We start from the raw sequence: 23,440 nt of genomic DNA, 5'->3' as shown, positions 1-23,440 counted from the left end.
TTGGAGGAATCGCGTGGTCGCTGGGAAATCGAGACTGGTCGACAGCTTCGAGATGCGCATCGCCGACATCAATACGGTCGATCTCGAACAGTTGCATGCCCTGTCGATCGGCGTCGGCTGGCCGCACCGCGCCGACGACTGGCAATTTGCGCGCGAACTCGGCAAGGGTGTCGTGGCGCTTGACGAGGTCGGGCGCGTTTTGGGATCGGCCATGTGGTTTCCCTATGGCGAGGATTTCGCCACAATCGGGCTCGTCATCACCTCACCGCGCCTGCAGGCCCAGGGCGCCGGCCAATGGCTGATGGACCACGTTCTTACCCAGGTTCCCCAGTGCAATCTGGGTCTCAATGCCACGCGGGCAGCGCGGCGCCTTTATCGGTCGCTCGACTTCACCACCGAGGCCGTCGTCTCCCAATGTCAGGGCGAGGCTATCTCTGCCCCTCCCGCGGAAACACCGCCCGGCGCCGAACTTCGGGCGCTCGATATCTCCGATCTCGCGGCCATTGCCGCCTTGGACAAAGAGGCCTTCGGTGCCGATCGCACCGCACTTCTCAGCCGAATCCTTCCCTCGTCCAGCGGCTTCGGGTTAGTCCGCAACGGAAAAATCGAAGCCTTCTCCTTCTGTCGACGGTTCGGCCGCGGGCAGGTCATCGGCCCGGTTGCGGCAGCCAGCGACGCTGACGCCATCGCCGTCATCCGCCCGCACGTCGCCGAGCACGCGGGCAAGTTCCTGCGGCTCGACACGCGCGAAAAAAGCGGAGCCTTTTCCGACTTCCTCTCCCGTTGCGGCCTTTCCGTTTTCGATACCGTCACCACCATGTCGCGCGGCCGCCCGTGGCTGGCAGTCCGAGATCGCCACACCGCCGGCACGCCGAAAATATACGCATTGGCCGGACACGCGCTCGGCTGACCCCGGCACGGTGCGACTTTTCGAGCCGCGCTCCTGATACACAGAGCCGGAAGGCTGGTTTCACCCTTTGGAAGTCTTCGCCAGCATCTCGCTCAGCGTCGCCGCTGAGAGCATGGCTTCGGCCAAAAGCTTCTTGAGCTTCTGGTTCTCTTCCTCCAGCGCTTTCACCCTTCTGGCATAGAGGCCGACATTTCCGTACTTCAGCGATTGCCACCGATAGAAAGTCGGCTCGCTGATGCCGTACCTGTGGCAAACGTCCGCCACCGTCACCCCGGCCTGGTGCTCTTTCAGAATGCCCGTAATCTGGTCGTCGTCGAATTTTCTCTTGCCCATCACCGTCTCAGTCCTCGCGAAATGCTCTGTTGAAACTGTCGAGGAGTGGTCTGATGGCATAGAGCGCCACGCTGCTTTGGCCCGTTTCGATCAGTGTCTGCGCGGGCATGCCCGCAACCAGTTCGACATCCTTCATTTTCGCCAGCCGCTCGTCCGTGACACGGATCGTCGCGGCAAAATAGGGTTGGCCGCTCTGCGGATCGATGAGACGGTCCGCCGAAACATACTCGACCCGGCCCTTCAGGAGAGGAACGCGCCGCTGATTGTATGGAAGGAGGTGAACCTGCGCCTCGAGCCCCGCACGGACGAGATTGATGTCCTCAGGCCTGACGTGGGCAGACACGATAAGGCGATCGGTGCGTGGCAAGAGATCGACGAGCGGTTCGCCCGCGCCGATCACCCCACCTGACGTGTGGATGCGCAGGTTCATGATCGTTCCATCGTCGGGAGCGCGGATATAGGTCCTTGAAAGCTGGTCGTCGATCGCCCGCAAGCGCTCGCGCAGTTGCATGATCCGGCTTTCCGTCTCGCGCATGCCTTGGGCGACTTCGCTCAACCGGTCGCTCTCAAGCTTTGCGAGATCGGCCTGTGACCCGCTGATCACCTGGTAGGCGCGGGAGATCTGCGCGTCCACTTCACCCTGCTGGCCATCCAAGTCTGCCTTTTCCCGCTGGAGGTTGAGAAGCCTGCTTCTTGTTTCCAGTCCTTTGGCGGTAAGGGCGGTAACCTGATCCAGTTCCTGCCGCGAGATCGCGGCCCTGTCGGCCAGCGCCGCCTTCTGCGCGCCAAGTCCGACGATTTCCTGCCGCACCTGCGCGATTTTTTCATTGGCGATCTGAATTTCCGCCTGCATGACCTGGCGACGGGCTTCGAAGATTTTCTGTTGCCCGATCAGAATCGCGCCGACCAAGGGATATTTGGCCATGGCTGCCCTGAGATTGCCGGGATAGGCGACATGGTCGCCGCCCGTCTGCTCCGCAGCCAGGCGAGCGCGGCTTCCTTCGGCCTCCCAAAGTTGCCCTTGAATGCTGTCGCGCTCTGAGCGAGACTTCGTATCGTCGAGCTCGATGACGATTTGCCCGGCCATGACGGCATCGCCGTTTTTGACGAGGATCCGTCGCACGATCCCGCCTTCCAGATGCTGAATGGTCTTGCGGCTGGTTTCCGGTTCAATGATGCCCGATGCGATCGCAGCGCTTTTCAGCGGCGCCAGAACCGACCAGATCCCCAATCCGACGATGAAGACCAGGATCAACAGGTTGCCCATCCAGACAACGCCTCTGAGCCCCGGCATGGGCGAAGGGGCGGCGGGGCCGCGCTGTTTTGACTCGATCACCGGTAAATATACCGTCTGTCGCCTGGATGTCGACGTCGGTTGTTGAGCCAACCGCTGACCCCCTGACGAATCTGAAATTCTCGCCGGCGTTGGGTTCAATTGAACAACGGTCACGGCAACGTCCTTCCCTATGTTCCTGTTCGAGCCGGCGGTTGGAGATAGGTTTCATAAATCCGCTCGCTGTCGCCGAAGGCGGCCACCGTCCCGTCACGCATGATGGCAATCTTGTTGGTAACAGGCAGGATCCCCATCCGGTGCGTTATGATAACGACGGTCATCCCCCTGGATTTCATGCGCTCGATCGCCCTGAACAGCATGCGTTCGCCGTCATAATCCAGGCTCGAATTCGGATCGTCGAGAACGACAAGTGATGGATTTCCATAGGCCGCCCGTGCCAGTCCCAGCTGTTGGCGCTGTGCTCGAAGGAGCAGGTTTCCACCTTCACCGATATCGGTCTCATAGCCCTGGGGCAGCCGCATGATCGCTTCGTGCAATCCCACCAGCTTCGCGGCGTCGATCGCTTTCCCGGGATCTCCTCCGTCCAGCCGGCCGATCACATCCTTGATTGCTCCGCCGAAGAGTTCGATGTCCTGCGGCAGGTATCCGACATGGCGAGTCCCCCCGCAAAGGCGCAGAGCCGAGATATCCACCCCGCCAAGAAGAGCGCATCCGCTCGTTGCCTGCACAACGCCTGCGATGACGCGACCGAGCGTCGATTTTCCCGATCCCGATGGGCCGATGACCGCCACGCAATCGCCTGGCGCGAGGCGCAAGTTGATGCCTGTCAATATCGGTCGATTGGCGAATGGCCTGACATAGCTGACGTTATCGAGAACGAGGCCATTGGGTTCCGGTATCGGCACCATTCGGCCGTCGCGTTCCGATGCAACTGCGATCAGCATTCTGTTCAAGCGACGGAAGGCATTGCGCGCGAAGGTAAAGGAGCGCCATGCACCTATCGCGCCCTCGATGGGCGCAAGCCCGCGCCCGAGCAGCAGGCTCGCAACGAAGATGATCCCGGGACTGCCGCTGTTTATGAGCACCAACCATGTCGCCGATCCCATCATGAGGATCTGCGCAAGCGTGCGGATCGATTTGGAGAAACCAATAATGATCTCCGTGCGACGCATCGCAATGTCCTGCGCCCTTCTTGCCATTTCCGCATCGCGATAGACGATCTGCGCTGCGCCATCCTGCATGCCCATTGCCCGGATGACCTCGATGTTTTTGAGAGCGGTCGCGAACCTGAGATAGCTCATCGAAAGGGCAAGATTGGCATGGGCAAGCGGTTCCCGCGTCGCCAGTTCCGTCAGGAACGCAAACAGCAGAAGTGCAAGTGCGCTCAGAAGACCGATGGTCCCAAGCAGCGGATGAACGAGAAACAGCAGGAGCAGGAAGACCGGCGCCCAGGGAACGTCAAAAAAAAGCGAGCTTGCCGGTGAATCGAGAAACTGGCGTAATGTAGCCAGGTCCCTGTAGCACTCCGTAGCGGCTCCCGTATCGGCGCGCGTGGCATATTCGAATGATGCGGTGAGCACCATAGGGCGCAGCCTGTGGTCCAGCCAACTGCCGATGCGCGAAAGAGCTGCCCTGCGCACGATATCCAGCAAGGACCCGACCACCACGGCGACGGCGATGATCATCGTCAGCATCAGGAGCGTGTCGGCGCTTCTGCTCGACAGGACCCTGTCATAGATCTGCAGGAGATAGATGGACGGCGCCAGAAGAAAGAGATTGTAGCCGCAGCTATAGAGAAAGACCAATCCGAAGGCTCCGGCACAGGCTCGGAGCGCGACAACGAGCTGTGTCTGCGGGCGCAATGGCTTTATGGAAATCGTTGTCATTATCAGATCTCGCTGCATTTGAGACTGACGAGAAAAGACTGCGTGCTGGGTCAGCAATTCAGGAGGGCCGCCAGCCGAAACCGGCGACCCTCAGGGTCTGAGTTCATCAGCCGAGATGGCTGACGTCGATATGGCCGAAGGCATTTATGAAATGATCGAGAGAATTGTTCACCGTCGTCGTTTCGGGATCCGTGTGAACCAACGCTGACGCGATATCTCCGCCCCGAGCCATGTTGCCGTTGCCGCCGTTGCCGCCGACGCCTGCGAGGATGGTGGCATGCTGATCGGCCATGAGCTGCGTATATTGTGTCCCTGTTGTAGCCGCATTCACCGTAGCCGTGTCGCCGCCGCTCGTGTTTTCTTGATCACCGTTGGAGTGGGCGCTTCCGCCCGCGCCGCCGGCGCCGCTAGTGAGCGATGCCAGGAAGCCATTCTGTGCCTGGCTGTAGCCACCGGCTCCGCCACCGCCGGCGTCCCAATCTGCGGTCTGCCAAACGTGATCGCCGTTGTGCAGATGGGTAGATGCCCCGTCGACCGTTTGCACGGGGTCCACATAGGCAACCGGGTTGTAGTCAATGTTACCATGATTGATGCCATCGCCGCCGTTGCCGGCATTCGCGTCGCCTGCATCCGGGTTATGGAGATAGATCGTGTCAGATATTTGTGGAATAGGCATTGATGTCGCTCCTTCTACTTCGTTTCGTCCGTGTTCTTTTTTACGGCGTCCCCTTACGGCGTGGGTATTCAGATGTCACCGCCAGCCAATACAACCGCAGTGGAATATTGCCTGCGATTTAATCTATGAACCATCTAGATATTCGGCGACGCTCTTTCGGATGTATACTTGGAGGTGACAGAGAATTATTTTGGATTAGCACGAAGTGATTTGGCGCCGGATAGCATGACCATGCCTGCTACTTCGTTGAAGCAGCGCCGTTTTCCGGGATTCTGATCGGGCTGTGCCTGGCGAGGGAGACCCTGCCTGGGGCCGATAACTTTCGTCACTCGCCGCGAACAACGAGGGTGCAAGATGCAGGGCCTCTAACCCGCAGACGGATGTCATGCTCGCAAACTTGCACGACGGTCGCTGCGGCCATGACAGCCAAATGGCTACAGCACTAGCCGACCAGATGTAGACGAATTGCAGGCTCTGCTTTTCCTGCGTTCAGATGCACAATGCCCGAGCAATTCAGGCATCGCGCCACACGCTCGGTGGACGTTCGGTTGACCGCGAAATGGAGACAGTAATGGCGGAAACTCGTCCCTCAATGGAAGACCTGCCCAAGGCAGGCACCGATCAACACCTCGCCTCCAACCTGGCTGCGGGGCATCTGGCATTGGTGCCGACCTGGCTTCCATTGGATGTCGCTTCCGGTCCAAACTATAGTTCCGCCGGCAGCGGTGGCGATGGAATAAGCGAAGGCGTGATCAGCAGCAACGCGTTGGCCGTCTTCATGCCGTCCAATGCCGCCATGGCAGGACCTCATTCCAGTGCCGAAGCACTCCAGGGCAACGATGCGCTCATCAATCAGCATCCCACCGAAATGGCCGGGATAGGCGGGAATGGTGGAAGCGGCAATGTTGCCATCGGCAGCGGCGATGGCGGCAGCCATGCCGGCTCCGGCGGCAATGGCCTCTTCTATGGCGGGCTCGTCAGCACCGAAGTCGCGCTGTTTGCCCCCGTCAATACGGCCGTGGCTGCAGGCCCTGGCTCGGAGGCTCACGCCGACCAATCGAACAACGCCCTGTTCCTGCAGGGCGCAACCCAGATGGGCGGCATGGGCGGCTCGGGCGGAGACCATAACGTCGCGGGTCATGGCACGCCGATGAGCCAGGGAACGTCGCTGACATTGACCGGTGACTATTACGCGGGCCACGGCGGCGATGGGTATTTCGTCGGCGCTATGGTCGACGTGAGTATCGCCATCTTCTCACCGATCAACATCGCCGTCGGCGCCGCGGGCGGCTCGGCGGAGGCCCATCAGACAAACAATGTCATTTTCGATCAAGGCGCTGTGCAGATCGCGGGCATCGGCGGCAATGGCGGTGGCTTCAACCTGTCGTCGGACACGATTTTTACCGGCAACCATGCGGGCGGAGGCGGCGGGGTCGGATCGTCGACCGGCAGCATGGTCGACATCAATTTCGCCTATTTCCATCCCATCAACCTTGCCGTTCCCGCCGGTGGGACGGCAGATGCCCAACAGATCGATCATGTTCTCTACGACCAGCATGCACTCCAGCTGGCCGGGATCGGGGGGCATAGCGGAGAGGGCAACCTTACCGACGCCCATTCGGCTCTTGTCGACGACATTCTGGGCTTCATGCACAGCTAGGGATCACCACCCATCAACCGAACAAATCTCGCAAAACGACTGCGAGCCTCCGATGGATCTCAGCCGGTCGATGCGGCGGTGAAAACCGCCAACTGAGCATCGAAAGCACGCTCGAAGGCTGGCCGCGCTTCGCCGCGGGCGACATAGGCAAAGAGGTTCGGATATTCATCCAGCATGCCCGATCTTTTCAACCTGCGCAGCACCGACACCATCATCAAGTCGCCGGCGGTGAAGGCACCGTCGAGCCAGTCGGCAATCACCAAGCCGACTGGAAAGGTCACCCAGTCGATCACGGATCCTTACCTCGACGAGAGGCCGGCGCTGCTCGTACCAAGGCTCGTCGGAGCCGCGGTTGATGATCGGCGGCTCCATCGTGTTGAGCGCAGCGAACATCCAGGTGATCGCGCGTGCTCGGGCATTCGCATCGTGTGGCAGGAGGCCTGTATGGTGCTCTGCGATATGGAACACGATCGCCCCTGACTCGAACAGGGCGAGATCGCCTTCCTCATAGGTCGGGATTTGCCCGAAAGGCTGAAGCGCGCGGTGCGCCGGCTCCTTCATCGCTTTGAACGAAACAAGGCGAACCTCGTAAGACTGTTCCACTTCTTCGAGCGCCCAGCGAACGGGCATGTCACGCGCCAGTCCCCGGCCGCCATCGGGCGACCGTTCAAAGACTGTTATGGTGGGGTAATCCTGTTGGTCATGGTCGTCTCTCTTTGGCGTGCTAACCCAGGGACGATTGAAACCCGTCCGGTCCGACAACGCATTGCCAAAACCACCGGGAAGTATTGATTCATGTCTATTTCGGCTAAGCTCGGGACCGATTAATTTGGATTGAGGTGGCAGCCGGCATTAATGCGTCGATAGGGCGGAGTTATTCAGTAATCATAATGAGTTACCGGCGATCTCAGACTTTTTGTCGCTTTTCGTGTTCGTCGCCTTGCTGTCGAGGTCTGCGACGGATTTGAATTGAGGTAGGGACACAAAGCCCAATCGATCGGCAGCTCGTAATATTCAACAGATATTTTCTGAATGGATCTGTAGCAGATCGGGTGCCTTTTCAGTGCCTTTGAAAGTTTTGTTGAGCCGCTTTCCATACGTGAACTTGGCGAAGACTGGAAACTCCGTAGCGGCAAGTCGATCCATTACAACCTTATAGATACGCTTTCCAAAATGCTCTGCGAGCTCAGTTGTATCTCGCCTATGTCTTATAGACTATAAGAATTATCATGAGAGATCAGACTATTTTCATCGAGAAAACACGCGTTTTTTATCATGACATGAAGCGAGAACAGGAATAATGTCAGCGGCTGTTGGGTTGCAAACCTTCTGGGGAGCACGCAAGTGTCCGACAGTGCTAAAACTAAGCGCCGTACGGGGCGCAACGCACCAACTGTGATCATTATCGAGCATTCTACACTCGCGCGCACCACCGTGGTGAAGCTTCTTGAGCGTGAACTCGCCGGGTGGAATGTGATCGATTTGATCTCGACCGAGAGTCTCGACCGGGCTCTCGGAGCTGAGGTGCGTTTGATTGTATTGGATTTGGTCGGCAGAGGTATCGAGAGCATCAGCCTGCGTGATGACCTCGCGGCCATTGCTGCACGTTTTCCTGAGGCACCTATCACGTTGCTCTCAGGTGCGGATGATGTGGTCGTGGCCCGTCAGGCGCTCAAGATGGGCATTCGCGGCCTATTCTCGACGTCGCTCGCCGTTGACATCGCCCTTGCCGGTCTTCGTCTTGTTCTGGCAGGAGGAACATTTTTCCCGCAGCTGTTGGGCGCCGATACAACCGGCTCAAACGGGCATCGTCCGGCCAGAAATGAGGCCGAAAAACGCTTGGATGACAGGACGCAATACCTGGCGATTGCTGATTTCACCCCCCGGGAAGCGGATATCCTCGCAGAACTGCAATCCGGCTGCTCAAATAAGGTCATTGCAGGAAAACTCAATTTGTCGGGGCATACGGTGAAGATGCATCTGCAACACATCATGCGCAAATTGCAGGCGCAGAACCGGACTGAGGTGGTTGCCCGCTTAATTCAAAGAGCCGCCGGCGGGCAGGACGCCTCGCCGGGTTAGGCGGAGTCGCAACGTCTTGGTCGAATTGCCAAGCACGGTTTGAAAACATGGCCAGCGACGCGATGGCGGTTGTCGATCCGCAATTGCGGGTGCATGGGCTGACGAGACTGCGGGTGGTCGATGCCTCGATCATGCCGACCATCATCTCGGGTAACACCAACTCGCCTGTCATCATGATGCCGAGAAGGCCGCGGAGAGCATTCTGTCACTGAGGTAACGCCCCCGGAAATTTCCGCGCCTGCATGGTCTGCGGCAAGCTGCCCAGTCGCTGCCGGTCTGCCAAGCCGATATCCTAGGCCGACGGAGCACCCATCTTTTGGGAACCGCAGGACGATCCGACTATGGCCGAGCCAGGGCTTTGGCTGTAGAAGAGTTTTGCGGCTGCGTAATCGTCTGCCTGGGTGCCGCGGAGTTGAGCGTATATGGTCTCTTTTTGGAAGGCGTCACCTGCGATTGCAGCCGTTTCCCTGGGACTGACATTGATCGATGCTCACCCGGGAATGAGCCAGGATGCGACGTCGGCGAAGAGCCAATGGATCGTCACCCTCGGCGGTTCCGCCGAATATGGTCCGTCCTCTGAAGGGTCGAAGCATCTTTCCGTCAGCGGCATGCCGTCCTTTGATGTCAGGCGCCTGGGAGATGCGGCGGAATACAGCGCTCCCGACGACAATATCGACTATGGTCTGTTTGACATCGGTGGTGTCGAGATCGGCCCGGTTGTTGGCCTGAGAGGCGGGCGGTCGCCGCTCGACGATTCCGACTTGCACGGTCTGCGCCGAGTACATTGGAATTTCGATGCCGGTGTCTACATGCAATATTGGCCGATAGAGGATCGCCTGCGCGTGCGGGCCGAAACGCGTCACGCGCTCTGGGGTGGCGACGGTCTGCTTGCCGATCTCTATCTCGACTGGTTTCAGCCGCTTGGGGATCGCTGGCTTCTGTCTGCCGGCCCGCGCCTGTCTCTGGCGAACTCCACCTATATGCGCAACAATTTCGGGGTCTCGGCCACCGAAGCCGCGAGCAACGGGCGCGTCGATGCGTTCGGCGCCAGTGGCGGTGTGAAATCGATCGGCTTCACCGCCGCAGCGACCTATACGCTGTCGCCGGCCTGGAGCGTCCAGGTCTATGACAAATACAGCCGCCTGGTCGGCGATGCGGCCGACAGTCCGATCACCTCGAAGATCGGCTCAGCCGATCAAAACGTGATCGGCTTTGCCCTCAACCGTTCCTTCCAGATCGGCTTCTAAGCGCCGCGCCGCCGCCTTCTCATGTGCCCCGATATAGTCGCGTGTCACCGGAAGGGTGTCATTGCGCTTGGTCAACTGGATCTGGAAAACCACCAGGTCCTCGTAGCGGAATGCGGCTTCCGCGCTGGCAAGGTAATATTCCCACATCAGGCAGAAGCGCTCATCGTAAAGCGCTGCAGCCTCGTCCCATCTTGCCATGAAGCGTCTTCGCCACTCTGCCAGCGTCCATGCATAATGGAGGCGCAGCACCTCGATATCGGTGACGAAGAGCCCGGCCTCCTCGATTTCCGGGATGATTTCGGACAAGGCGGGAATATAGCCGCCGGGAAAGATATATTTGTCGAGCCACGGCGTGGTGAAGCCGGGCGTCGCCGAACAGCCGATCGTATGCAAGACCATCACGCCATCGTCTTCCAGCAGTTCCGCGCATTTTTCGAAGAAGGCGCGATAGGATGCCAGCCCGACATGCTCGAACATGCCGACCGAGACAATCCGGTCGAAGCGTCCCGTCAGGCTGCGGTAGTCTTGCAGCGCAAACTCGACCGCCGCTGAGCTTTCCCCGCGTTGGGCGGTCCGTTTCATCGCGTATGCATGCTGCTCTTCCGACAGCGTGATACCAAGCACATGGCCACCGCGTGCATGACCCGCCATATGCAGGGCCAGCCCGCCCCAGCCGCAGCCGATATCGAGCACGCTGTTGCCGGGGGCGACCTGCAGTTTGGCGGCGAGATGCCGTTTTTTGGCAAGCTGCGCGCCATCGAGCGACTGGTCGGGGCTTTCAAAATAGGCGCAGGAATATTGCCGGTCCGTGTCGAGGAAGAGCTCATAGAGCCGGCCGTCGAGATCGTAGTGATGCGCGACATTGGCTTTCGAGCGCGTCGGCAGATTGCGATGGCGGAAGGTGCGCAACCGGGTGCGGGCACCATCGATAAGCCGGGCGACGAGGGGATGCCTGGCGTTTTGCGCTTCACGCAACATCATTGCCAGGAAGTCGTAAAGTGAACCATGCTCGACGAGAAAGCGGCGGTCCATGTAGAGTTCGCCGAGCCGCATATCGGCATCGATCAGGAAGGCCCATTGCGCAGCAAGATCGGCGAAGCGCACATGCACCCGCTCACCGGATGCGTCACCGAAGGAGAGCAGGCGGCCATTGGACGTGGTAATGTCGAGGGAGCCGTGGGTGACGATGCGAGAAAGCGCCCGCGCCATGATCCAGTTGGTGAAGGCCGCAGCCGCCGCGCCGATCCTCTCGAAGAGGAAGCCTTGTGTCTGTGCCATCACCGATCCTTGCCAAGATGGGGGCGGGGGAGGGCGTGCCCGCTACGGGGGTCACTGACCGCGCGCGTCGCCTCCGATGCGCCGGCGATCAGCCAAACGCCGGCAAGGATCAGGCCGCTGCCGACCATCTGGAGTGCGACGACCGGCTCGCCGAACATCAACCAGCCGCTCGCAATGATCAGGACATAGCTGATACCCGAGAGCGGGAAGGCCCGGCTGAGGTCGAGTTCGGCCAGAATGGTCATCCAGACGAAGAAGCAGACGATCTCGACGACGAGGGCCGCCAGGATCCAGTGCGAGGCGAGCGCATCGTGCAGCAAGGTCGCCGCCTCGGTACCGTTCAACTGCGTCGCGCCGAGCTTCATAAAAATCTGAAACAGCGTATTGAGAACAGGCACCGCAAGCCATGTCAGGCGCATCGACGTCATCACTTGGCCTGCTCTGCGGAAAAAAGCGGGGAGACCAGCCGCAACAGTGCCTGCAGCACGGGATTTCGGTGACGGAAAAACATGGTGTTGGCCGTCAGCTGGCTGCCGAGCCGCACCTTGTTTTCATAATATGCCTGGCCGCTCTGGTAACGGCTGAGACCGTGATCGAGGCAATAACGCAGATTGGTGAACCAGCTCAGGAAATAGAGATTGTACGGCCGTCCCTGTTCGCCATCCATGCAGAAGAACTTGTCGATCGCGACGCGATCATCATGAACGATGAGATTGGCAGCCAGCAGCTCGTCCTCGGCAAAATAGAGGACGCAGAACGAACGGCCGCGCATATGGGTCAGGATCCCCTCGAAATAGGCGGGCGTCAGCTCTTCGAACTGCCATTCGCTGCGATTGCGCGTATCGTGGTAGAGCGCCATGATCCGCGGCAGCACGTCACCCACATCCGTTCTGATTTCGACCCGGACGGCGTCGAAGGACTTCATCTTGCGCCGCATGTCCTTGCGCGTGCCCGCAGACAGCCGGGCCATGTATTCGTCGATCGTCCGAAAATCGATATCGAGCCAGGCGGATGGCAGGCCGCCGATTGCGGCATAGCGCCGTTCCGAAAACAGGGTGCCGAATTCCAGGGCGACCGGCGCGGGAATATCCTTGATCCCCATCAGCGCGCAGCCTTCCTGAGCCGCAAGACTTTCGAAGGCGACGAGCAGTGCGCCGAGCAGTGTCTTACGACGTTCCTCCGGCACCTCGGCATGAAATCCTATGACGCCGTTTTCGGTGCACGGCGAACCGAGGCAGGCAAGCCGCAGCACCAGGAAACCTGAAACGTGTTGTCGCACGCGGCGGATCAAGCGGCGCGGCAAACCCTCTTCCAATGTCGTGTCCAGCGGATAGGGGCACAGAAACGCCGGCATGGCGGCGCTGATCCTTCCGTTCTCGACGATCGTAATGTAGCGCCAATCGAATTCGCCGATGCAGGCGTCTTCGATTGCAAGCAGGCAATCATAATCTTCGACCTGGCTGCGGTAGCAGGCATTCCACGCTTCGCGCCCGATGGCGCGGATCGTGTCGTAGACCTGTGCGACCGGCTCGCCGTCTTCGGCGGGAAATTGTCTATATGCGAGCTTCAGCATGGCCTGCCTCAAAGAAATTGGCCGTGAATTCCGCGACCTGTCGATGCTGGCGGTCGAGATGGATCATGTGGTAGCTGTCCTTGATCCACTTGAGTTCATGCGGCCCGCCGATATGGTCGGATATGTAAAGCGCATGCCGAGGGTTGCTGAGATCGTCCTCTTCGGCGTGGAGGATCAGGGTTGGCGTCTGGATCTCAGGCAGGGTTCCGCGAAGCGCCTTACCCAATCGATACATCTCGACGATGCCGCGGCCCGGGAATTTGTCGAGCATGCCTTCGCCCGCCATGTCCTCGACCAGGCGGCGCATGCGATCATCCTTGATGCCGAGCGATTGGTTTTCCCTGAAATTGAGCCGGTCGAGAAACGGCACCCGCGATAGCCAGCCGATATGCGGCGACAGCATCGTATAATGTCGCGGAACGTCCCAGCCGTCATAGTGGAAGCAGGGCGAGTAGATCGCCACTGCCTTGATCAGGTCCGGCCGGCGCTTGGCAGCCAGCAAAGACAGCTTGCCGCCGACGCAGATGCCGGCGGCAAAAACCGCTTGCGTGCGCTCTGCCAGGAATTCAGATCCGCGCACGACACTTGCCAGCCAGTCTTCCCAGTGCGTGCGGCGCAGCGTCCTGATGTCTTCGCCATGACCGGCCAGCAACGGCGCGTGAACGCTGTAACCGCGCCGGTTGAGCTGGCGCGCCACGAGCTTCATTTCGGCCGGCGCGCCCGTCAAGCCGTGGATCAGCAGCACACCTTTGCCGTTCGTTCCCGGCAGGAAGAAGCTCAACTGCTCAGACCTCATGCCGAAGCTCCAGCTCGCGGTTTTCCGGAGCCATGAAGCCCAGGGCATGGCAGGTGCTGATCACATGCGTGCCGGCTTTTTCCTGGTCTTCCCTGATCTGTTCGTGCAGTGCCGCAAGCTTCGTCCAGTGGGTGCGCGGCCGATAATGATGTTCGGCATGGTAACCATTGCCGAACCAAAGCCAGTTGTAGAACGGCTTGTGGCTGCTGACGCCCCAGGCAATCGGTTCGTCCGGATCGCCATGCAGGTGTTCGTAATAGCCGTTGAGCGACGACAGGCAGTTGCCGGCGTAATAGAACGGAACGAAGAACAGCACGGCCTTCCAATCGTAGATCAGCGCGATCGCCGCCAGGCCGAGGAAGGCAAGCAGTTCGAAACGGCCCCATGCGGCGTCGAAAGGACGGTTCTTGGCGATGGCCTTATGAATATCGCCGAGACTGTCGCGGAAGAAGCTCTTCAGCGTGTAGGACCAGACATTCTCCGGCTCGCCGTTCCGGCCGTAGCGGTAGATCGACAGGAGATCAATCGTGCCGCCGTTTTCGTCCGGCCGGTCGCTGTTGCCGGAGTGATGGCGCAGGTGCACCCAGTGGTAATAGGTCTGAGAAAAACCGATCGCCACCGACTCCAGCAGGCTGAAGCCGTAATTCATCCAGCGCGGCTTGAAATAGGGCGTGTGGATGAAATTGTGCGAGATGCTGTTGATGTTCCAGGATATCGATACGGCATAGAGGCAACCCAGGATCGCGGAGACCCAGAGCGGCCGGCTTTCGAAGCCGACGATCAGGTAGACGTCAAAGACGAGATGCGCGAAGGCCGCAAGCACGGGGGCGGCATCCCATCTGGTATGAGCAAAGATTTTCATAGTCCGGTTGCTCCCACGCAGGCCACGCCGGCGGTAATGAGAAACACGCCCGCCGCGTGGCGAAGGTTGATATTTTCTTTAAAGACGGCGGCACCGGCGACGACGGTCCCGACGTAGCTCAGCGCCATCAGCGGAAAGGCGATGGTCAGTGGCACGCGGGCGAGCACGGCCGCCCAGGCAAGCAGTTCGATCGCCCAGAAGGCGATGCCGAGCCAGGTCAGCGGCTTGGCCAGGGTTGCTAGAACGGCGCTGTCGCTGGCCGCCTGCTTGAAGCAGACCTCGCGGGCGGTTTCGGCGACCACGCAGAACAAGATCAGGCCGAACATCGGCAAGGTGAGGCCGCCGGTCATTCCATCGATTCCGCCAGGACTTCCAGCAACGCGTGATTTGCGGCGCTGTTGATGTTGCGCACGGCGTCCGCCGCCTGCCGCAGCCGCGGCTGATCGATAAAGATTTCCGCCTGCTTCAGGAGCCGGGTCTTGAGGCCGCCGGCGTAGCTCGGCGCCGAATAATCGCCGATGACGTCGGCGCCGACGACGCGATGGCGGCTGCCGATCTCGCTGATCAGCGCCATCAGATAGGGCAGGCGCATGCGACCCTGATCCCAGTTGGTCACGGCGTCATCGGCGGCAAGCACATCCTTGTCGATCGTGAAATAGACCGCCTCGGTGCCGATGCGGCTGAGGATCAGATCGATGAAATTCTCTTCGCCGATCTCGGAGATGGAATTCCAGTAGAGGGCACGCCCATCCTGCCGGTAGCTCGCGCCTCTGCCGTATTCGGCAGAGACGCGGCTTGGCGGATGCTCGTAAGGGTAAAGCTCCAGCTTGCCTTCCCTCAGCCAGCGCAGATTGGCGCCCTTGCGTTCGGGGTTGCGCAGATCGCTGCTGCAGACGCCGACCGTGACGACCTTTTCTATCCTGGGGTTCGACAGGGCGCTGTTGATCCACGAGCCGCAATGCATGCCGCCCTCGAAATTCACCCAGTCCGGGTGATTGTCGAAATGAACGAGAGTGGTCGAAACCGGCCGCCGTTCGAGGGCCGTATCGAGAAGCAGAGCTGTCACATGGTGGAAATCGCCAGAACCCATGAAGGCAAGCTGTGGACCCCTGCCTCGAGAGGGCAGTGACCGGGAGATATCCCGGCCAAGGTCGGAAAGCATCTTCTGCCTGCCCCACAATCTGATTGCACTGCCGCCCCGCTTGTCGACATGGTGGCACGCGCCTGCAAGCGTGCAGGCGCGCACGAAGTCCGGCTGCAACTCCAAAGCATCGTCGAGATGAAGGAGGAGAAGCTGCACCGTGCTACCTCCGGGCCGCGCGCGTGAAGAGCTGGTCGAGCAGCGTCAGCGCCAGATCGATCTCTTCGTGTGAGATCAGCAGGTTCGGCGCCAGGGTGATGACGTTTTTGTGGTAGCCGCCGACATCGAGAACGAGGCCATAGACCTTGTTGCCGACCTGGAGATCGCCCTTCATGCCCTCGTCGCAAAGCCAGTCCATCGTCGCCTTGTCGGGCGTGAAGCCGTCTTCCTTGCAGATTTCGCATCTCAGAGCCAATCCGAGCCCGTCGACGTCGCCGACGATCGCATGGCGCTTCTGAAGCTGCTTCAGGCCATCGAGGAAATAGGCGCCCTTGGCCATGATCGCCGCGCCGAAATCCTCCTCTTCCAGCATCTTCATGGTTTCGAGCGCAACGGCTGTTCCCATCGGATTGCTGGCAAAGGTGGAATGGGTGGAGCCGGGCGGGAAGACGGTCGGATTGATCATTTCCTCCCTGGCCCAGACACCCGAGAGGGGGTTAAGCCCATTGGTGATCGCCTTGCCGAAGACGAGAACGTCGGGCGAGACGCCGAAATGCTCGATCGACCAGAGTTTTCCGGTCCGGTAGACGCCCATCTGGATCTCGTCGACGACAAGCAGGATGCCGTGCTGATCCAGGACCTTCTTGAGTTCGGTGAAGAAGTTCATCGGCGGAATGACATAGCCGCCGGTGCCCTGGATCGGCTCGATATAAAAGGCCGCATATTCGGCGCTGCCGACCTTGGGATCCCAGACGCCGTTATATTCGCTTTCAAAGAGGCGCGCGAACTTGCGCACGCAATGCTCTCCGTATTCTTCCTTCGACATGCCCTTCGGGCCGCGGAAGTGATAGGGAAACTCGATGAATTGCGCTCGTTCGCCGAAATGGCCGAAGCGGCGGCGATAGCGGTAGCTGGAGGTGATGGCCGAGGCGCCGAGGGTGCGGCCGTGATAGCCGCCTTCGAAGGCGAACATCAGGCTTTTGCCGCCTGTATAATTGCGCACCAGCTTCAGCGAATCTTCAACCGCCTGCGAGCCGCCGACATTGAAATGAACGCGCCCCTTGCGGCCGAACTTGCGCTCGGCATCCTGCGCGATCATCGTCGCAAGCTCGACCTTCTCACGATGCAGATATTGCGAGGCGACTTGCGGCAGCCGGTCGAGCTGCCGATGGACGGCGGCATTCAGCCTTTCGTTGCGATAGCCGAAATTCACGGCGGAATACCACATCTGCAGATCGAGAAACGGTGTCCCCTTTGCGTCATAGACGTAGGAGCCTTCGCATTCCTCGAAGAATTTCGGTTCCGCCGCGTAATGGACCGTATCGCCATGCGAGCAATAGGTCTCCTCCAAAAACCGCAGCTCGGCTTCCGATCTTTCGGTGAGCGCGGTGTTTTCCTTGAAGGCTTCGGCGTTGACAATGTTCATAATGAACCTCTCGGTCTGGTTATGCGATTGAAGATTGGAGCAGTGCGCGGGGGGCCCGCGCGATGCCGGGAAGGGCGGCTTGCATCTTGGGGATCAAGTCGGTGAAATCGTCGAAGGCGATGTAGGAAATGCCCTGGTCGCGGCAGTATTCGGCGAGCTTGCCCTTGGCGAAGACGAGACCGGCTCGGCCGGAGACGCAGAAATCGCTCCGTCCGTCGCCGATGTAGATCTGCCGCTCGATGCCGCCGATGACCTTGCATTTGCAAACGCCTGAGCCTGCTGAACAGCCGGCTGTCGCCGCCGAAGGTGCAAGCGCATAGGTGTCCTGACCCTCGACCCCCCGATGGGTCAGGATATTGGCGATGACGGGCAGATCCCTGATGCCGTTCAGCGCAAGGACGTGGCGAATGAAATAATCGACGCCGTCGCTGACGACGGTGACCGGCAGGCCGCTTTCGCTGCAGTAATCACGGAAGGCCACGAAGCCGGGATCGATTGCCACGGTGTCGAGGAGTGCGTCGAGCTCGTGCCGGGTTGCCCGGATGAGGGGGATCTGGCGGCGCATGCACTCGGCCGAGCCGATCCGACCGTCCTTCCATTCCTGCTCGATGTCTTCCCATTGCGAATCCGCAAAGCAGGACAGGACGATATCCGTCACATCCTGAATGGAAATCGTACCGTCAAAATCGGAAAATACTTGCATCCAGTGGCCCTTCGACTTGATCCGCGGCTGTGTTTACCGAAGGTCGATGAGGCAAGCCTGAGGGCAAAATGATGCGAAAATGAAAAATGAACGGACGCTGGCGGCAGCGCCTCAGTCTCTGGGCAGGCGCAATTCGACCCGCAGGCCGTTACCCCAGGGAGGTGTCGAAAGCGCAACCGACACGGAAAGGCGTTCGGCGGTATCGGCGACGATCGCAAGCCCAAGGCCGGCGCCCTCGGCATGCAGCGTGTCTAGGCGATAGAACCGCTTGAAGACGGCCTCACGCTCCTCCTCGGGGATTCCAGGTCCGCTGTCGCTGATCGAGATCAGCCAGTAACCCGCCTCCGGGGAGACCATGACTTCGATCCTGCCGCCGACGGGGGTATATTTGATGGCGTTATCCAGCAGGTTGCTGATCATCACCTGCAGCAAGGATTCGTCTGTCCGAACCTGAGCCGCTTCCGCACCCTCCAGGGAAACGTCGAGACCTCGGCTGGAGATGATCTTGCCGAAATCCGCGAGCGTCGACGCGACCAACCCATAAAGTGAAACCGGCATCAGATTGAGCGGATGGTGGCTCACGCGTGCCAGGCGCAGCAACTGTTCGATCAGGTGCATTGCCCTGTTGTTGCTGGCCACCAGATCCGCGATGATCGGCTTGCGTTCCTGTTCGCTGTCGCTCTTGTCCAGCATCTGCAGGAGCAGCTTGACGCTTGCCTGGGGCGTGCGCAGTTGATGGGCGGCAAGATCCGAAAACCGACGCTCCAGCGTCAGGGAGCGGCCGAGCTTTTCGAGCAGGTGGTTGATCGAACGGCCAAGCGGCAGGAGATCCCGCGGCAGATCCTCGACGAGGATGGCCGAAAGGTCGTCTGGCGAGCGCGTGCGGATCTGATAGACCAACCCGTAAATGCCGCGCAGGCCGCTGCGGATGCCAAGCCAGATCAGGAAACCGATGACCGGCACCAGAATGAGCAGCGGAAAGAAGAGGTTCAGGAGGATGTTGGAGACCAGCGTCTGGCGCAGCGAAATCTTCTCGCCGACTTCCATGATAATGCCGGAATCGGGGATCGGCAGCGAATAAACGCGCCAATTCTCTCCCTTATAGGCCAGGTCGGTGAAGCCGACCTTCTGGTAGGGCACTTCGGGCGGGAAGGCCGTGCTGCTGTAATACATGATCTTGTCGTTCACCCAGGCGCGGAACATATGCGCATCGGCGTAATCGTCGGCGTCTTCATTGAAGGCAAGCTGGTTATCCATGCTGAAGTCGATGTCGTCGACCTGCTGGGGCGTTCGATCCAACGAATGCTTCAGCCGATAATGCAGCAATCTCCACAACACGTTCGCGTCGTTTATGAGCTGCGCGTCGTAGATATTGTTGATCTCGCGCGTGGCGCTGTTGAAGGCGAAAGCGCCAATCACCATGATCGCCACCACCACGACTGGCGCGATCCTGAGGAAGAGCTTGCGGGTAAGGGTGGATTTCCTCATCGGTCGATCATGTACCCGACGCCGCGGATGGACTTGATGAAGTCGGTGCCGAGCTTCTTGCGCAGATTGTAGATCGTAACCTCGATGGCATTGCTTTCGACCGTGCTGTAGGCATCGTAGAGCGCATATTCTATGTCGTTCTTCGTCACGTATCGGCCGCTACGCTCCATCAGCACCTTGAGGAGGTGAAATTCCTTGGCCGTAATATGCAGCTGCATATTGGCTTTTCGTGCGACCATCGCCGACGGATCCACCTCGACGTCGCCGCACCGCAGCAGGCTTTCCGTGCGCCCGTCGCGGCGCCGGATGAGCGCCCGCAGGCGGGCAAGCAGTTCATCGAGGTCGAAGGGCTTGACCATATAATCGTCCGCTCCCTCATCAAGGCCTTCAACCTTGCGCCTTATCGCATCGAGGGCTGTCAGCAGCAGGATCGGAACGGAATTTCCGGCCCGTCGCATTCCTTTCAAAACGTCGATGCCACTCAGGATCGGAAGGTTGATGTCGAGTATAACGGCCGCAAAATCGGAATGCTCCGCCGCTTCCAGACCCGACTGGCCATCGCGCATCCAGTCAACGCCATAGGCGTGCTTCTCGAGCGCCTTTTTCAGCGATGAGCCGAGAATGCTGTCGTCTTCAACAAGCAATATGCGCATGTTCACTTCATCCTCGATACACGCAAGCGCACGGATGTGAATTCCGGTTTGGAGCATTGTTAAGCTGTATGACGCAATGCCGGACACAATATGCCACAGCGTAAAATCTCCTTTTGGCTTCAATTTGCCACAGGTCGTGCGCGACCCCGCTCATTCAGCAACTGGAAACCTGACCTCTCTATCAGGCGGTGCGTAGCAACGATGTTCGCTTCCGGAACCCTAGAAGGTTCGCTCTCTGAACCTGGGCAGCCAGTGGAATCAGATCAGCTGTAAGCAGAAACCAGGCGTATTACCTGAGATCGCATCCATCGATTAGCAGGATCGTTTTCGCTCGCGACGGACCATACCATCGATATAGGGCTTACAGCCAAATCGAGCGGAACTTCAGCTACTGCCAAACCAAATAGGCCTGCATATCGCTTCACGATTCTGGCCGGCAAGGTCGCGATCAATGGCGCTTCCAGGACAGCGGTCAGCACAGTCAAAAATTCCGGCGCCGCCACCGACACGTCGAGCCGGACATTGATCCGCTTCAATGCATCGTCGATGCATCCTTCGATGGCATCTTTCTGCGAAACCAGCGCGTGCTTTAGACCGATAAAGGTGTCGCGATCCAATGTTTTGGGCAGGGCAAGAAGCTTCGGATTGTAGCAACACATCAGTGATTGCTCGAATAGCAGGCTCCGGCGATGCCTGTTATTGCCCTCGTCGTAGCAGCCGACGCCGAGATCAATGCCGTTATCGTCGAGCAGCTTGTGAACCAGTTCCGGATCGGCTGAGCGGGCAAGCACCCTGATACCGGGAGCCGTCTCGTTCAAGATAGAGGCGAGACGCGGCACGAGCAGGACCTCCAACTCGCTGGAAAAGCCGATGCGGAAGATCTGCTCTGCGCGATCAGGTTCGAAGGTCGTCGGACTTACGATGGCCTGCTGCGTGCGGCTGAGTATCTGTTCTACGGCTTCCGCGAAATGCAAGGCCCGATGGGTCGGCTGCATCACCTGGCCGACGCGGACAAACAGCTCGTCCCGGAGCAGTGTTCGGAGAGTTGAGAGATTATGGCTCATGGCAGGCTGCTGGATCTTCAGACGAACGGCAGCCTTCGTCACGCTCCGCTCTTTCATGAGCGCATCGAACGCCACAAGCAGGTTTAGGTCGAAAGACCACAAATTGAAATGATCGATGGAGACAATTTCGTTCATCGATTTGATCGTTACACGAAAGGCGTCTATTGTCCATAGCCATCGGACAGCGCTGCCCGCGGTTTCAGTTCAATTCAAAAGAGGACGTTCCATGAGCGATCTTGGAAAAGAGTATCATCTTGCCGGCGCGATGGTGAGGAAGGTGCAGGAGCAGTATCTGCATAATGTACCTCCTTCCTTCCTCTACCCAAATGCCAAATCCGGAGAGATCAAAGCGCTGGAGCCAAAGCTGGCAGCGGTCGATATGGGCGAGGACCGAGATACTCTCGTCGTCAGTATCCATACTTGGCTTGTCAGGACACCGGACCATGTCATCCTGATCGACACCGGCTCCGGCAACGACAAGGAAAGGCCTCGCAATCCCAGCTTCCATCATCAGGCAATTCCATTTCTGGACAAGCTGCGTGATGCCGGCGTTGCGCCGGAAGACGTCGACTTCGTTATCAATACCCATCTCCACGTCGATCACTCCGGCTGGAATACCGTGCTCCGGGATGGAAAATGGGTCCCCACTTTCAAAAATGCGCGCTATATCTTTCCGCGCGCCGAGCAGGAATACTACTCGTCGGCGGCCAGCCATAACGATGTCAATATTCCAAGCTTCGGCGTCTATGAAGACAGTGTGTGGCCCATCATCGAGGCGGGACACGCCGATTTCATCGACAGCACGGGCGGCCCCTTTCTGGATCGATTTACCTTCTTGCCGACCCCAGGGCACAGCATTGGTCACATGTCCGTTTTGCTGGAATCGGACAATGAAGCGGCGATATTCGGTGGTGATGTCATGCACCATCCAATCCAGGTGGAACGGCCCGACCTCAACACCGTCTTCTGCGAGTTTCTGGATCAAGCGACCCTGTCCAGACGGCGCGTGCTCGAACTCGCAGCCGACAATCGCGCGATGTACTTCTCAACTCATTTCCCCGGTTCATCTGCTGGATATGTCACCCGCGACGGCGAAAAATTCAGGTGGTCCTATGCCTAAGAACACGCTCCCATCTTTCAGTTTTGACGCAAACGAGATCGTGTTCGAAGAGCACTATGTCGACAGCGATACCGCCGGCATCAAGCTCCATGTCCGCAACAAGAGGCGGAAAGACCATAAGGCCTTTCTCGCCGAAAAGACGATCGTGATGGTGCACGGTGCGACCTTCTCATCCGGAAGCCTTTACGACGTCCCTTTCAGTGGGATGTCCTTTATCGACTTCCTTGCACATCAGGGCTTCGATGTCTTTGCGGTTGACGTTCGCGGTTATGGAAAGTCCAGCCGCCCACCTGAGATGCAGGTAAAGCCCGATCTCAATCCGCCACTTGTCGCCACCGACACCGGCGTCACGGACTTTGCAACGGCTGTCGACTTCGTCCTTCGCCTTCGCGATCTCAGGGCCGTCAACATCTTTGCCATGTCGTGGGGTGGTACTGTCGCCGGCGCATATGCTGCGTCCAATGGCGACAAGGTCGTCAAGCTTGCGCTTCTCGCCCCGCAATGGCTGAGCGACGCTCCCATTCCCATCGACCTGGGCGGCCCCTTGGGATCTTATCGGCTCGTTCCGGTCCATGCGGCCTTGGCCCGTTGGCTGAGCACCGTACCCGAATACGCGCGTGACCATCTTATTCCGGAAGGCTGGTTCGATCTCTGGGCACAATTCACACTCGCGGAAGAGACTTCGGATGTCGACCGGGAGCAGGGAAAACTCCGGGCTACCAACGGGCCGATCCAGGACATTCGCACTTATTGGCGAGCCAATAACCCCTACTATCGCCCGGGCGATATCCGCGCTCCGGTGCTGCTGTTGCATGGGGAATGGGACATCGACGTTCCGCTTGATCTGGCGCGGGCTTATTTCGAGCAGCTCACCGGCGCCTCATACCGGCGATGGGTTGAAATCGGACAGGCGACGCACCTCGCCCTTTTGGAGAGCAATCGCATGCAGGCCTATTGCGAGGTTGCCGATTTCTTCGATGAATCATTCAAACCGGAATAAGTTCTGAAAAACAGGGCTCGGGATTACATATCCGAGCCCGCTTCTTCAATCAGACCTGGCCGCGCAGTTCGACGCGGCCATCAATCTCA

21 protein-coding genes and 3 pseudogenes are annotated in these 23,440 nt (G+C 59.2%); 7 read left to right on the top strand and 17 right to left on the bottom strand.

Going from position 1 to position 23,440, the window contains the following annotated elements:
• Window positions 1-52: 52 nt before the first annotated feature.
• Window positions 53-910, top strand: coding sequence for a GNAT family N-acetyltransferase (locus EFD55_RS09320; protein WP_210276224.1), 858 nt, complete (start codon window positions 53-55; stop codon window positions 908-910).
• A gap of 75 nt (window positions 911-985) precedes the next feature.
• Here the strand turns inward: EFD55_RS09320 and EFD55_RS09315 are convergent.
• The 4 genes and pseudogenes from EFD55_RS09315 to EFD55_RS09300 form a co-directional block, all read right to left on the bottom strand.
• A pseudogene (locus EFD55_RS09315) lies at window positions 986-1,243 on the bottom strand (transposase); the annotation flags it as partial.
• Window positions 1,244-1,250: 7 nt separating this feature from the next.
• Complete coding sequence (locus tag EFD55_RS09310) at window positions 1,251-2,693, bottom strand: HlyD family type I secretion periplasmic adaptor subunit (RefSeq protein ID WP_125844538.1); 1,443 nt, start codon at window positions 2,691-2,693, stop codon at window positions 1,251-1,253.
• Between the two features lie 14 nt (window positions 2,694-2,707).
• Window positions 2,708-4,423, bottom strand: a complete 1,716-nt coding sequence (locus EFD55_RS09305) for a type I secretion system permease/ATPase (RefSeq protein ID WP_125844536.1) — start codon at window positions 4,421-4,423, stop codon at window positions 2,708-2,710.
• Between the two features lie 106 nt (window positions 4,424-4,529).
• Window positions 4,530-5,099, bottom strand: a complete 570-nt coding sequence (locus EFD55_RS09300) for a PE-PGRS family protein (protein WP_125844534.1) — start codon at window positions 5,097-5,099, stop codon at window positions 4,530-4,532.
• A 571-nt stretch (window positions 5,100-5,670) separates the two neighbouring features.
• Here EFD55_RS09300 and EFD55_RS09295 point away from each other — a divergent pair.
• Window positions 5,671-6,759, top strand: coding sequence for a hypothetical protein (locus EFD55_RS09295; RefSeq protein WP_125844532.1), 1,089 nt, complete (start codon window positions 5,671-5,673; stop codon window positions 6,757-6,759).
• A 59-nt stretch (window positions 6,760-6,818) separates the two neighbouring features.
• Here the strand turns inward: EFD55_RS09295 and EFD55_RS09290 are convergent.
• Window positions 6,819-7,389: pseudogene (locus EFD55_RS09290) on the bottom strand (glutathione S-transferase family protein).
• 714 nt (window positions 7,390-8,103) lie between these two features.
• On the opposite strand from EFD55_RS09290, the gene EFD55_RS09280 reads away from it, so the two are divergent.
• The 3 genes and pseudogenes from EFD55_RS09280 (at window position 8,104) to EFD55_RS09270 (ending at window position 10,088) form a co-directional block, all read left to right on the top strand.
• Entirely contained in the window at window positions 8,104-8,841 is a 738-nt protein-coding gene (locus EFD55_RS09280) for a LuxR C-terminal-related transcriptional regulator (protein ID WP_125844529.1), read from the top strand.
• A 47-nt stretch (window positions 8,842-8,888) separates the two neighbouring features.
• Window positions 8,889-9,058, top strand: a pseudogene (locus EFD55_RS09275) (GMC oxidoreductase); the annotation flags it as partial.
• Window positions 9,059-9,263: 205 nt separating this feature from the next.
• The gene (locus tag EFD55_RS09270; protein ID WP_125844527.1) at window positions 9,264-10,088 is read left to right on the top strand and encodes a MipA/OmpV family protein; all 825 of its coding nucleotides are present in this window, start codon (window positions 9,264-9,266) and stop codon (window positions 10,086-10,088) included.
• On the opposite strand, the gene EFD55_RS09265 is transcribed toward EFD55_RS09270, so the two are convergent.
• The 12 genes from EFD55_RS09265 to EFD55_RS09210 form a co-directional block, all read right to left on the bottom strand.
• Window positions 10,029-11,366: an SAM-dependent methyltransferase gene (locus EFD55_RS09265; protein WP_125844525.1), complete on the bottom strand. Its 1,338-nt coding sequence runs from the start codon at window positions 11,364-11,366 to the stop codon at window positions 10,029-10,031. The two genes, EFD55_RS09270 and EFD55_RS09265, sit on opposite strands and share 60 nt — an antisense overlap.
• Complete coding sequence (locus EFD55_RS09260) at window positions 11,366-11,794, bottom strand: DMT family transporter (protein WP_125844523.1); 429 nt, start codon at window positions 11,792-11,794, stop codon at window positions 11,366-11,368. The genes EFD55_RS09265 and EFD55_RS09260 overlap by 1 nt, the downstream gene beginning before the upstream one ends.
• Complete coding sequence (locus EFD55_RS09255) at window positions 11,794-12,939, bottom strand: peptidogalycan biosysnthesis protein (protein ID WP_125844521.1); 1,146 nt, start codon at window positions 12,937-12,939, stop codon at window positions 11,794-11,796. The genes EFD55_RS09260 and EFD55_RS09255 overlap by 1 nt, the downstream gene beginning before the upstream one ends.
• Window positions 12,920-13,735 carry an alpha/beta hydrolase gene (locus tag EFD55_RS09250; protein ID WP_125844519.1) on the bottom strand — a complete coding sequence of 272 codons (816 nt, stop codon included), beginning with the start codon at window positions 13,733-13,735 and terminating at the stop codon, window positions 12,920-12,922. The genes EFD55_RS09255 and EFD55_RS09250 overlap by 20 nt, the downstream gene beginning before the upstream one ends.
• Window positions 13,725-14,597, bottom strand: coding sequence for a fatty acid desaturase family protein (locus EFD55_RS09245; protein WP_125844517.1), 873 nt, complete (start codon window positions 14,595-14,597; stop codon window positions 13,725-13,727). Before EFD55_RS09245 ends, EFD55_RS09250 begins: the two co-directional genes overlap by 11 nt.
• The gene (locus EFD55_RS09240; RefSeq protein ID WP_125844515.1) at window positions 14,594-14,947 is read right to left on the bottom strand and encodes a DMT family transporter; all 354 of its coding nucleotides are present in this window, start codon (window positions 14,945-14,947) and stop codon (window positions 14,594-14,596) included. The genes EFD55_RS09245 and EFD55_RS09240 overlap by 4 nt, the downstream gene beginning before the upstream one ends.
• Complete coding sequence (locus EFD55_RS09235; protein WP_125844513.1) at window positions 14,944-15,897, bottom strand: arginase family protein; 954 nt, start codon at window positions 15,895-15,897, stop codon at window positions 14,944-14,946. The genes EFD55_RS09240 and EFD55_RS09235 overlap by 4 nt, the downstream gene beginning before the upstream one ends.
• A 4-nt stretch (window positions 15,898-15,901) precedes the next feature.
• Window positions 15,902-17,323 carry an aspartate aminotransferase family protein gene (locus EFD55_RS09230; protein WP_125844511.1) on the bottom strand — a complete coding sequence of 474 codons (1,422 nt, stop codon included), beginning with the start codon at window positions 17,321-17,323 and terminating at the stop codon, window positions 15,902-15,904.
• Between the two features lie 19 nt (window positions 17,324-17,342).
• The gene (locus tag EFD55_RS09225) at window positions 17,343-18,026 is read right to left on the bottom strand and encodes an MtnX-like HAD-IB family phosphatase (protein WP_125844509.1); all 684 of its coding nucleotides are present in this window, start codon (window positions 18,024-18,026) and stop codon (window positions 17,343-17,345) included.
• 111 nt (window positions 18,027-18,137) lie between these two features.
• Window positions 18,138-19,514, bottom strand: a complete 1,377-nt coding sequence (locus EFD55_RS09220; RefSeq protein WP_125844507.1) for a sensor histidine kinase — start codon at window positions 19,512-19,514, stop codon at window positions 18,138-18,140.
• Entirely contained in the window at window positions 19,511-20,167 is a 657-nt protein-coding gene (locus EFD55_RS09215; protein ID WP_125844505.1) for a response regulator, read from the bottom strand. The genes EFD55_RS09220 and EFD55_RS09215 overlap by 4 nt, the downstream gene beginning before the upstream one ends.
• 263 nt (window positions 20,168-20,430) lie before the next feature.
• Window positions 20,431-21,366, bottom strand: coding sequence for a LysR family transcriptional regulator (locus EFD55_RS09210; protein WP_125844503.1), 936 nt, complete (start codon window positions 21,364-21,366; stop codon window positions 20,431-20,433).
• 91 nt (window positions 21,367-21,457) lie between these two features.
• Here EFD55_RS09210 and EFD55_RS09205 point away from each other — a divergent pair, with 91 nt between their 5' ends.
• Together EFD55_RS09205 and EFD55_RS09200 are read left to right on the top strand one after the other, a co-directional pair.
• Window positions 21,458-22,351, top strand: a complete 894-nt coding sequence (locus tag EFD55_RS09205) for an MBL fold metallo-hydrolase (protein WP_125844501.1) — start codon at window positions 21,458-21,460, stop codon at window positions 22,349-22,351.
• Window positions 22,344-23,351, top strand: coding sequence for an alpha/beta hydrolase (locus EFD55_RS09200; RefSeq protein ID WP_125844499.1), 1,008 nt, complete (start codon window positions 22,344-22,346; stop codon window positions 23,349-23,351). The genes EFD55_RS09205 and EFD55_RS09200 overlap by 8 nt, the downstream gene beginning before the upstream one ends.
• Window positions 23,352-23,440: the final 89 nt, after the last annotated feature.

It is taken from the genome of Rhizobium pisi, from assembly GCF_003938655.1.
Lineage (GTDB): Bacteria > Pseudomonadota > Alphaproteobacteria > Rhizobiales > Rhizobiaceae > Rhizobium > Rhizobium pisi.
Note: the sequence above shows the minus strand (reverse complement) of the source record. Positions and strands in the feature narration are given on the sequence as shown.

What these genes read in the sequence shown, in the direction of transcription:
- EFD55_RS09320 (WP_210276224.1), top strand. Translation starts at nt 53, where the DNA reads ATGCGCATCGCCGACATCAATACGGTCGATCTCGAACAGTTGCATGCC.
- EFD55_RS09305 (WP_125844536.1), bottom strand. Translation starts at nt 4,423, where the DNA reads ATGACAACGATTTCCATAAAGCCATTGCGCCCGCAGACACAGCTCGTT.
- EFD55_RS09300 (WP_125844534.1), bottom strand. Translation starts at nt 5,099, where the DNA reads ATGCCTATTCCACAAATATCTGACACGATCTATCTCCATAACCCGGAT.
- EFD55_RS09295 (WP_125844532.1), top strand. Translation starts at nt 5,671, where the DNA reads ATGGCGGAAACTCGTCCCTCAATGGAAGACCTGCCCAAGGCAGGCACC.
- EFD55_RS09270 (WP_125844527.1), top strand. Translation starts at nt 9,264, where the DNA reads ATGGTCTCTTTTTGGAAGGCGTCACCTGCGATTGCAGCCGTTTCCCTG.
- EFD55_RS09265 (WP_125844525.1), bottom strand. Translation starts at nt 11,366, where the DNA reads ATGGCACAGACACAAGGCTTCCTCTTCGAGAGGATCGGCGCGGCGGCT.
- EFD55_RS09260 (WP_125844523.1), bottom strand. Translation starts at nt 11,794, where the DNA reads ATGACGTCGATGCGCCTGACATGGCTTGCGGTGCCTGTTCTCAATACG.
- EFD55_RS09255 (WP_125844521.1), bottom strand. Translation starts at nt 12,939, where the DNA reads ATGCTGAAGCTCGCATATAGACAATTTCCCGCCGAAGACGGCGAGCCG.
- EFD55_RS09250 (WP_125844519.1), bottom strand. Translation starts at nt 13,735, where the DNA reads ATGAGGTCTGAGCAGTTGAGCTTCTTCCTGCCGGGAACGAACGGCAAA.
- EFD55_RS09245 (WP_125844517.1), bottom strand. Translation starts at nt 14,597, where the DNA reads ATGAAAATCTTTGCTCATACCAGATGGGATGCCGCCCCCGTGCTTGCG.
- EFD55_RS09240 (WP_125844515.1), bottom strand. Translation starts at nt 14,947, where the DNA reads ATGACCGGCGGCCTCACCTTGCCGATGTTCGGCCTGATCTTGTTCTGC.
- EFD55_RS09230 (WP_125844511.1), bottom strand. Translation starts at nt 17,323, where the DNA reads ATGAACATTGTCAACGCCGAAGCCTTCAAGGAAAACACCGCGCTCACC.
- EFD55_RS09225 (WP_125844509.1), bottom strand. Translation starts at nt 18,026, where the DNA reads ATGCAAGTATTTTCCGATTTTGACGGTACGATTTCCATTCAGGATGTG.
- EFD55_RS09220 (WP_125844507.1), bottom strand. Translation starts at nt 19,514, where the DNA reads ATGAGGAAATCCACCCTTACCCGCAAGCTCTTCCTCAGGATCGCGCCA.
- EFD55_RS09215 (WP_125844505.1), bottom strand. Translation starts at nt 20,167, where the DNA reads ATGCGCATATTGCTTGTTGAAGACGACAGCATTCTCGGCTCATCGCTG.
- EFD55_RS09210 (WP_125844503.1), bottom strand. Translation starts at nt 21,366, where the DNA reads ATGAACGAAATTGTCTCCATCGATCATTTCAATTTGTGGTCTTTCGAC.
- EFD55_RS09205 (WP_125844501.1), top strand. Translation starts at nt 21,458, where the DNA reads ATGAGCGATCTTGGAAAAGAGTATCATCTTGCCGGCGCGATGGTGAGG.
- EFD55_RS09200 (WP_125844499.1), top strand. Translation starts at nt 22,344, where the DNA reads ATGCCTAAGAACACGCTCCCATCTTTCAGTTTTGACGCAAACGAGATC.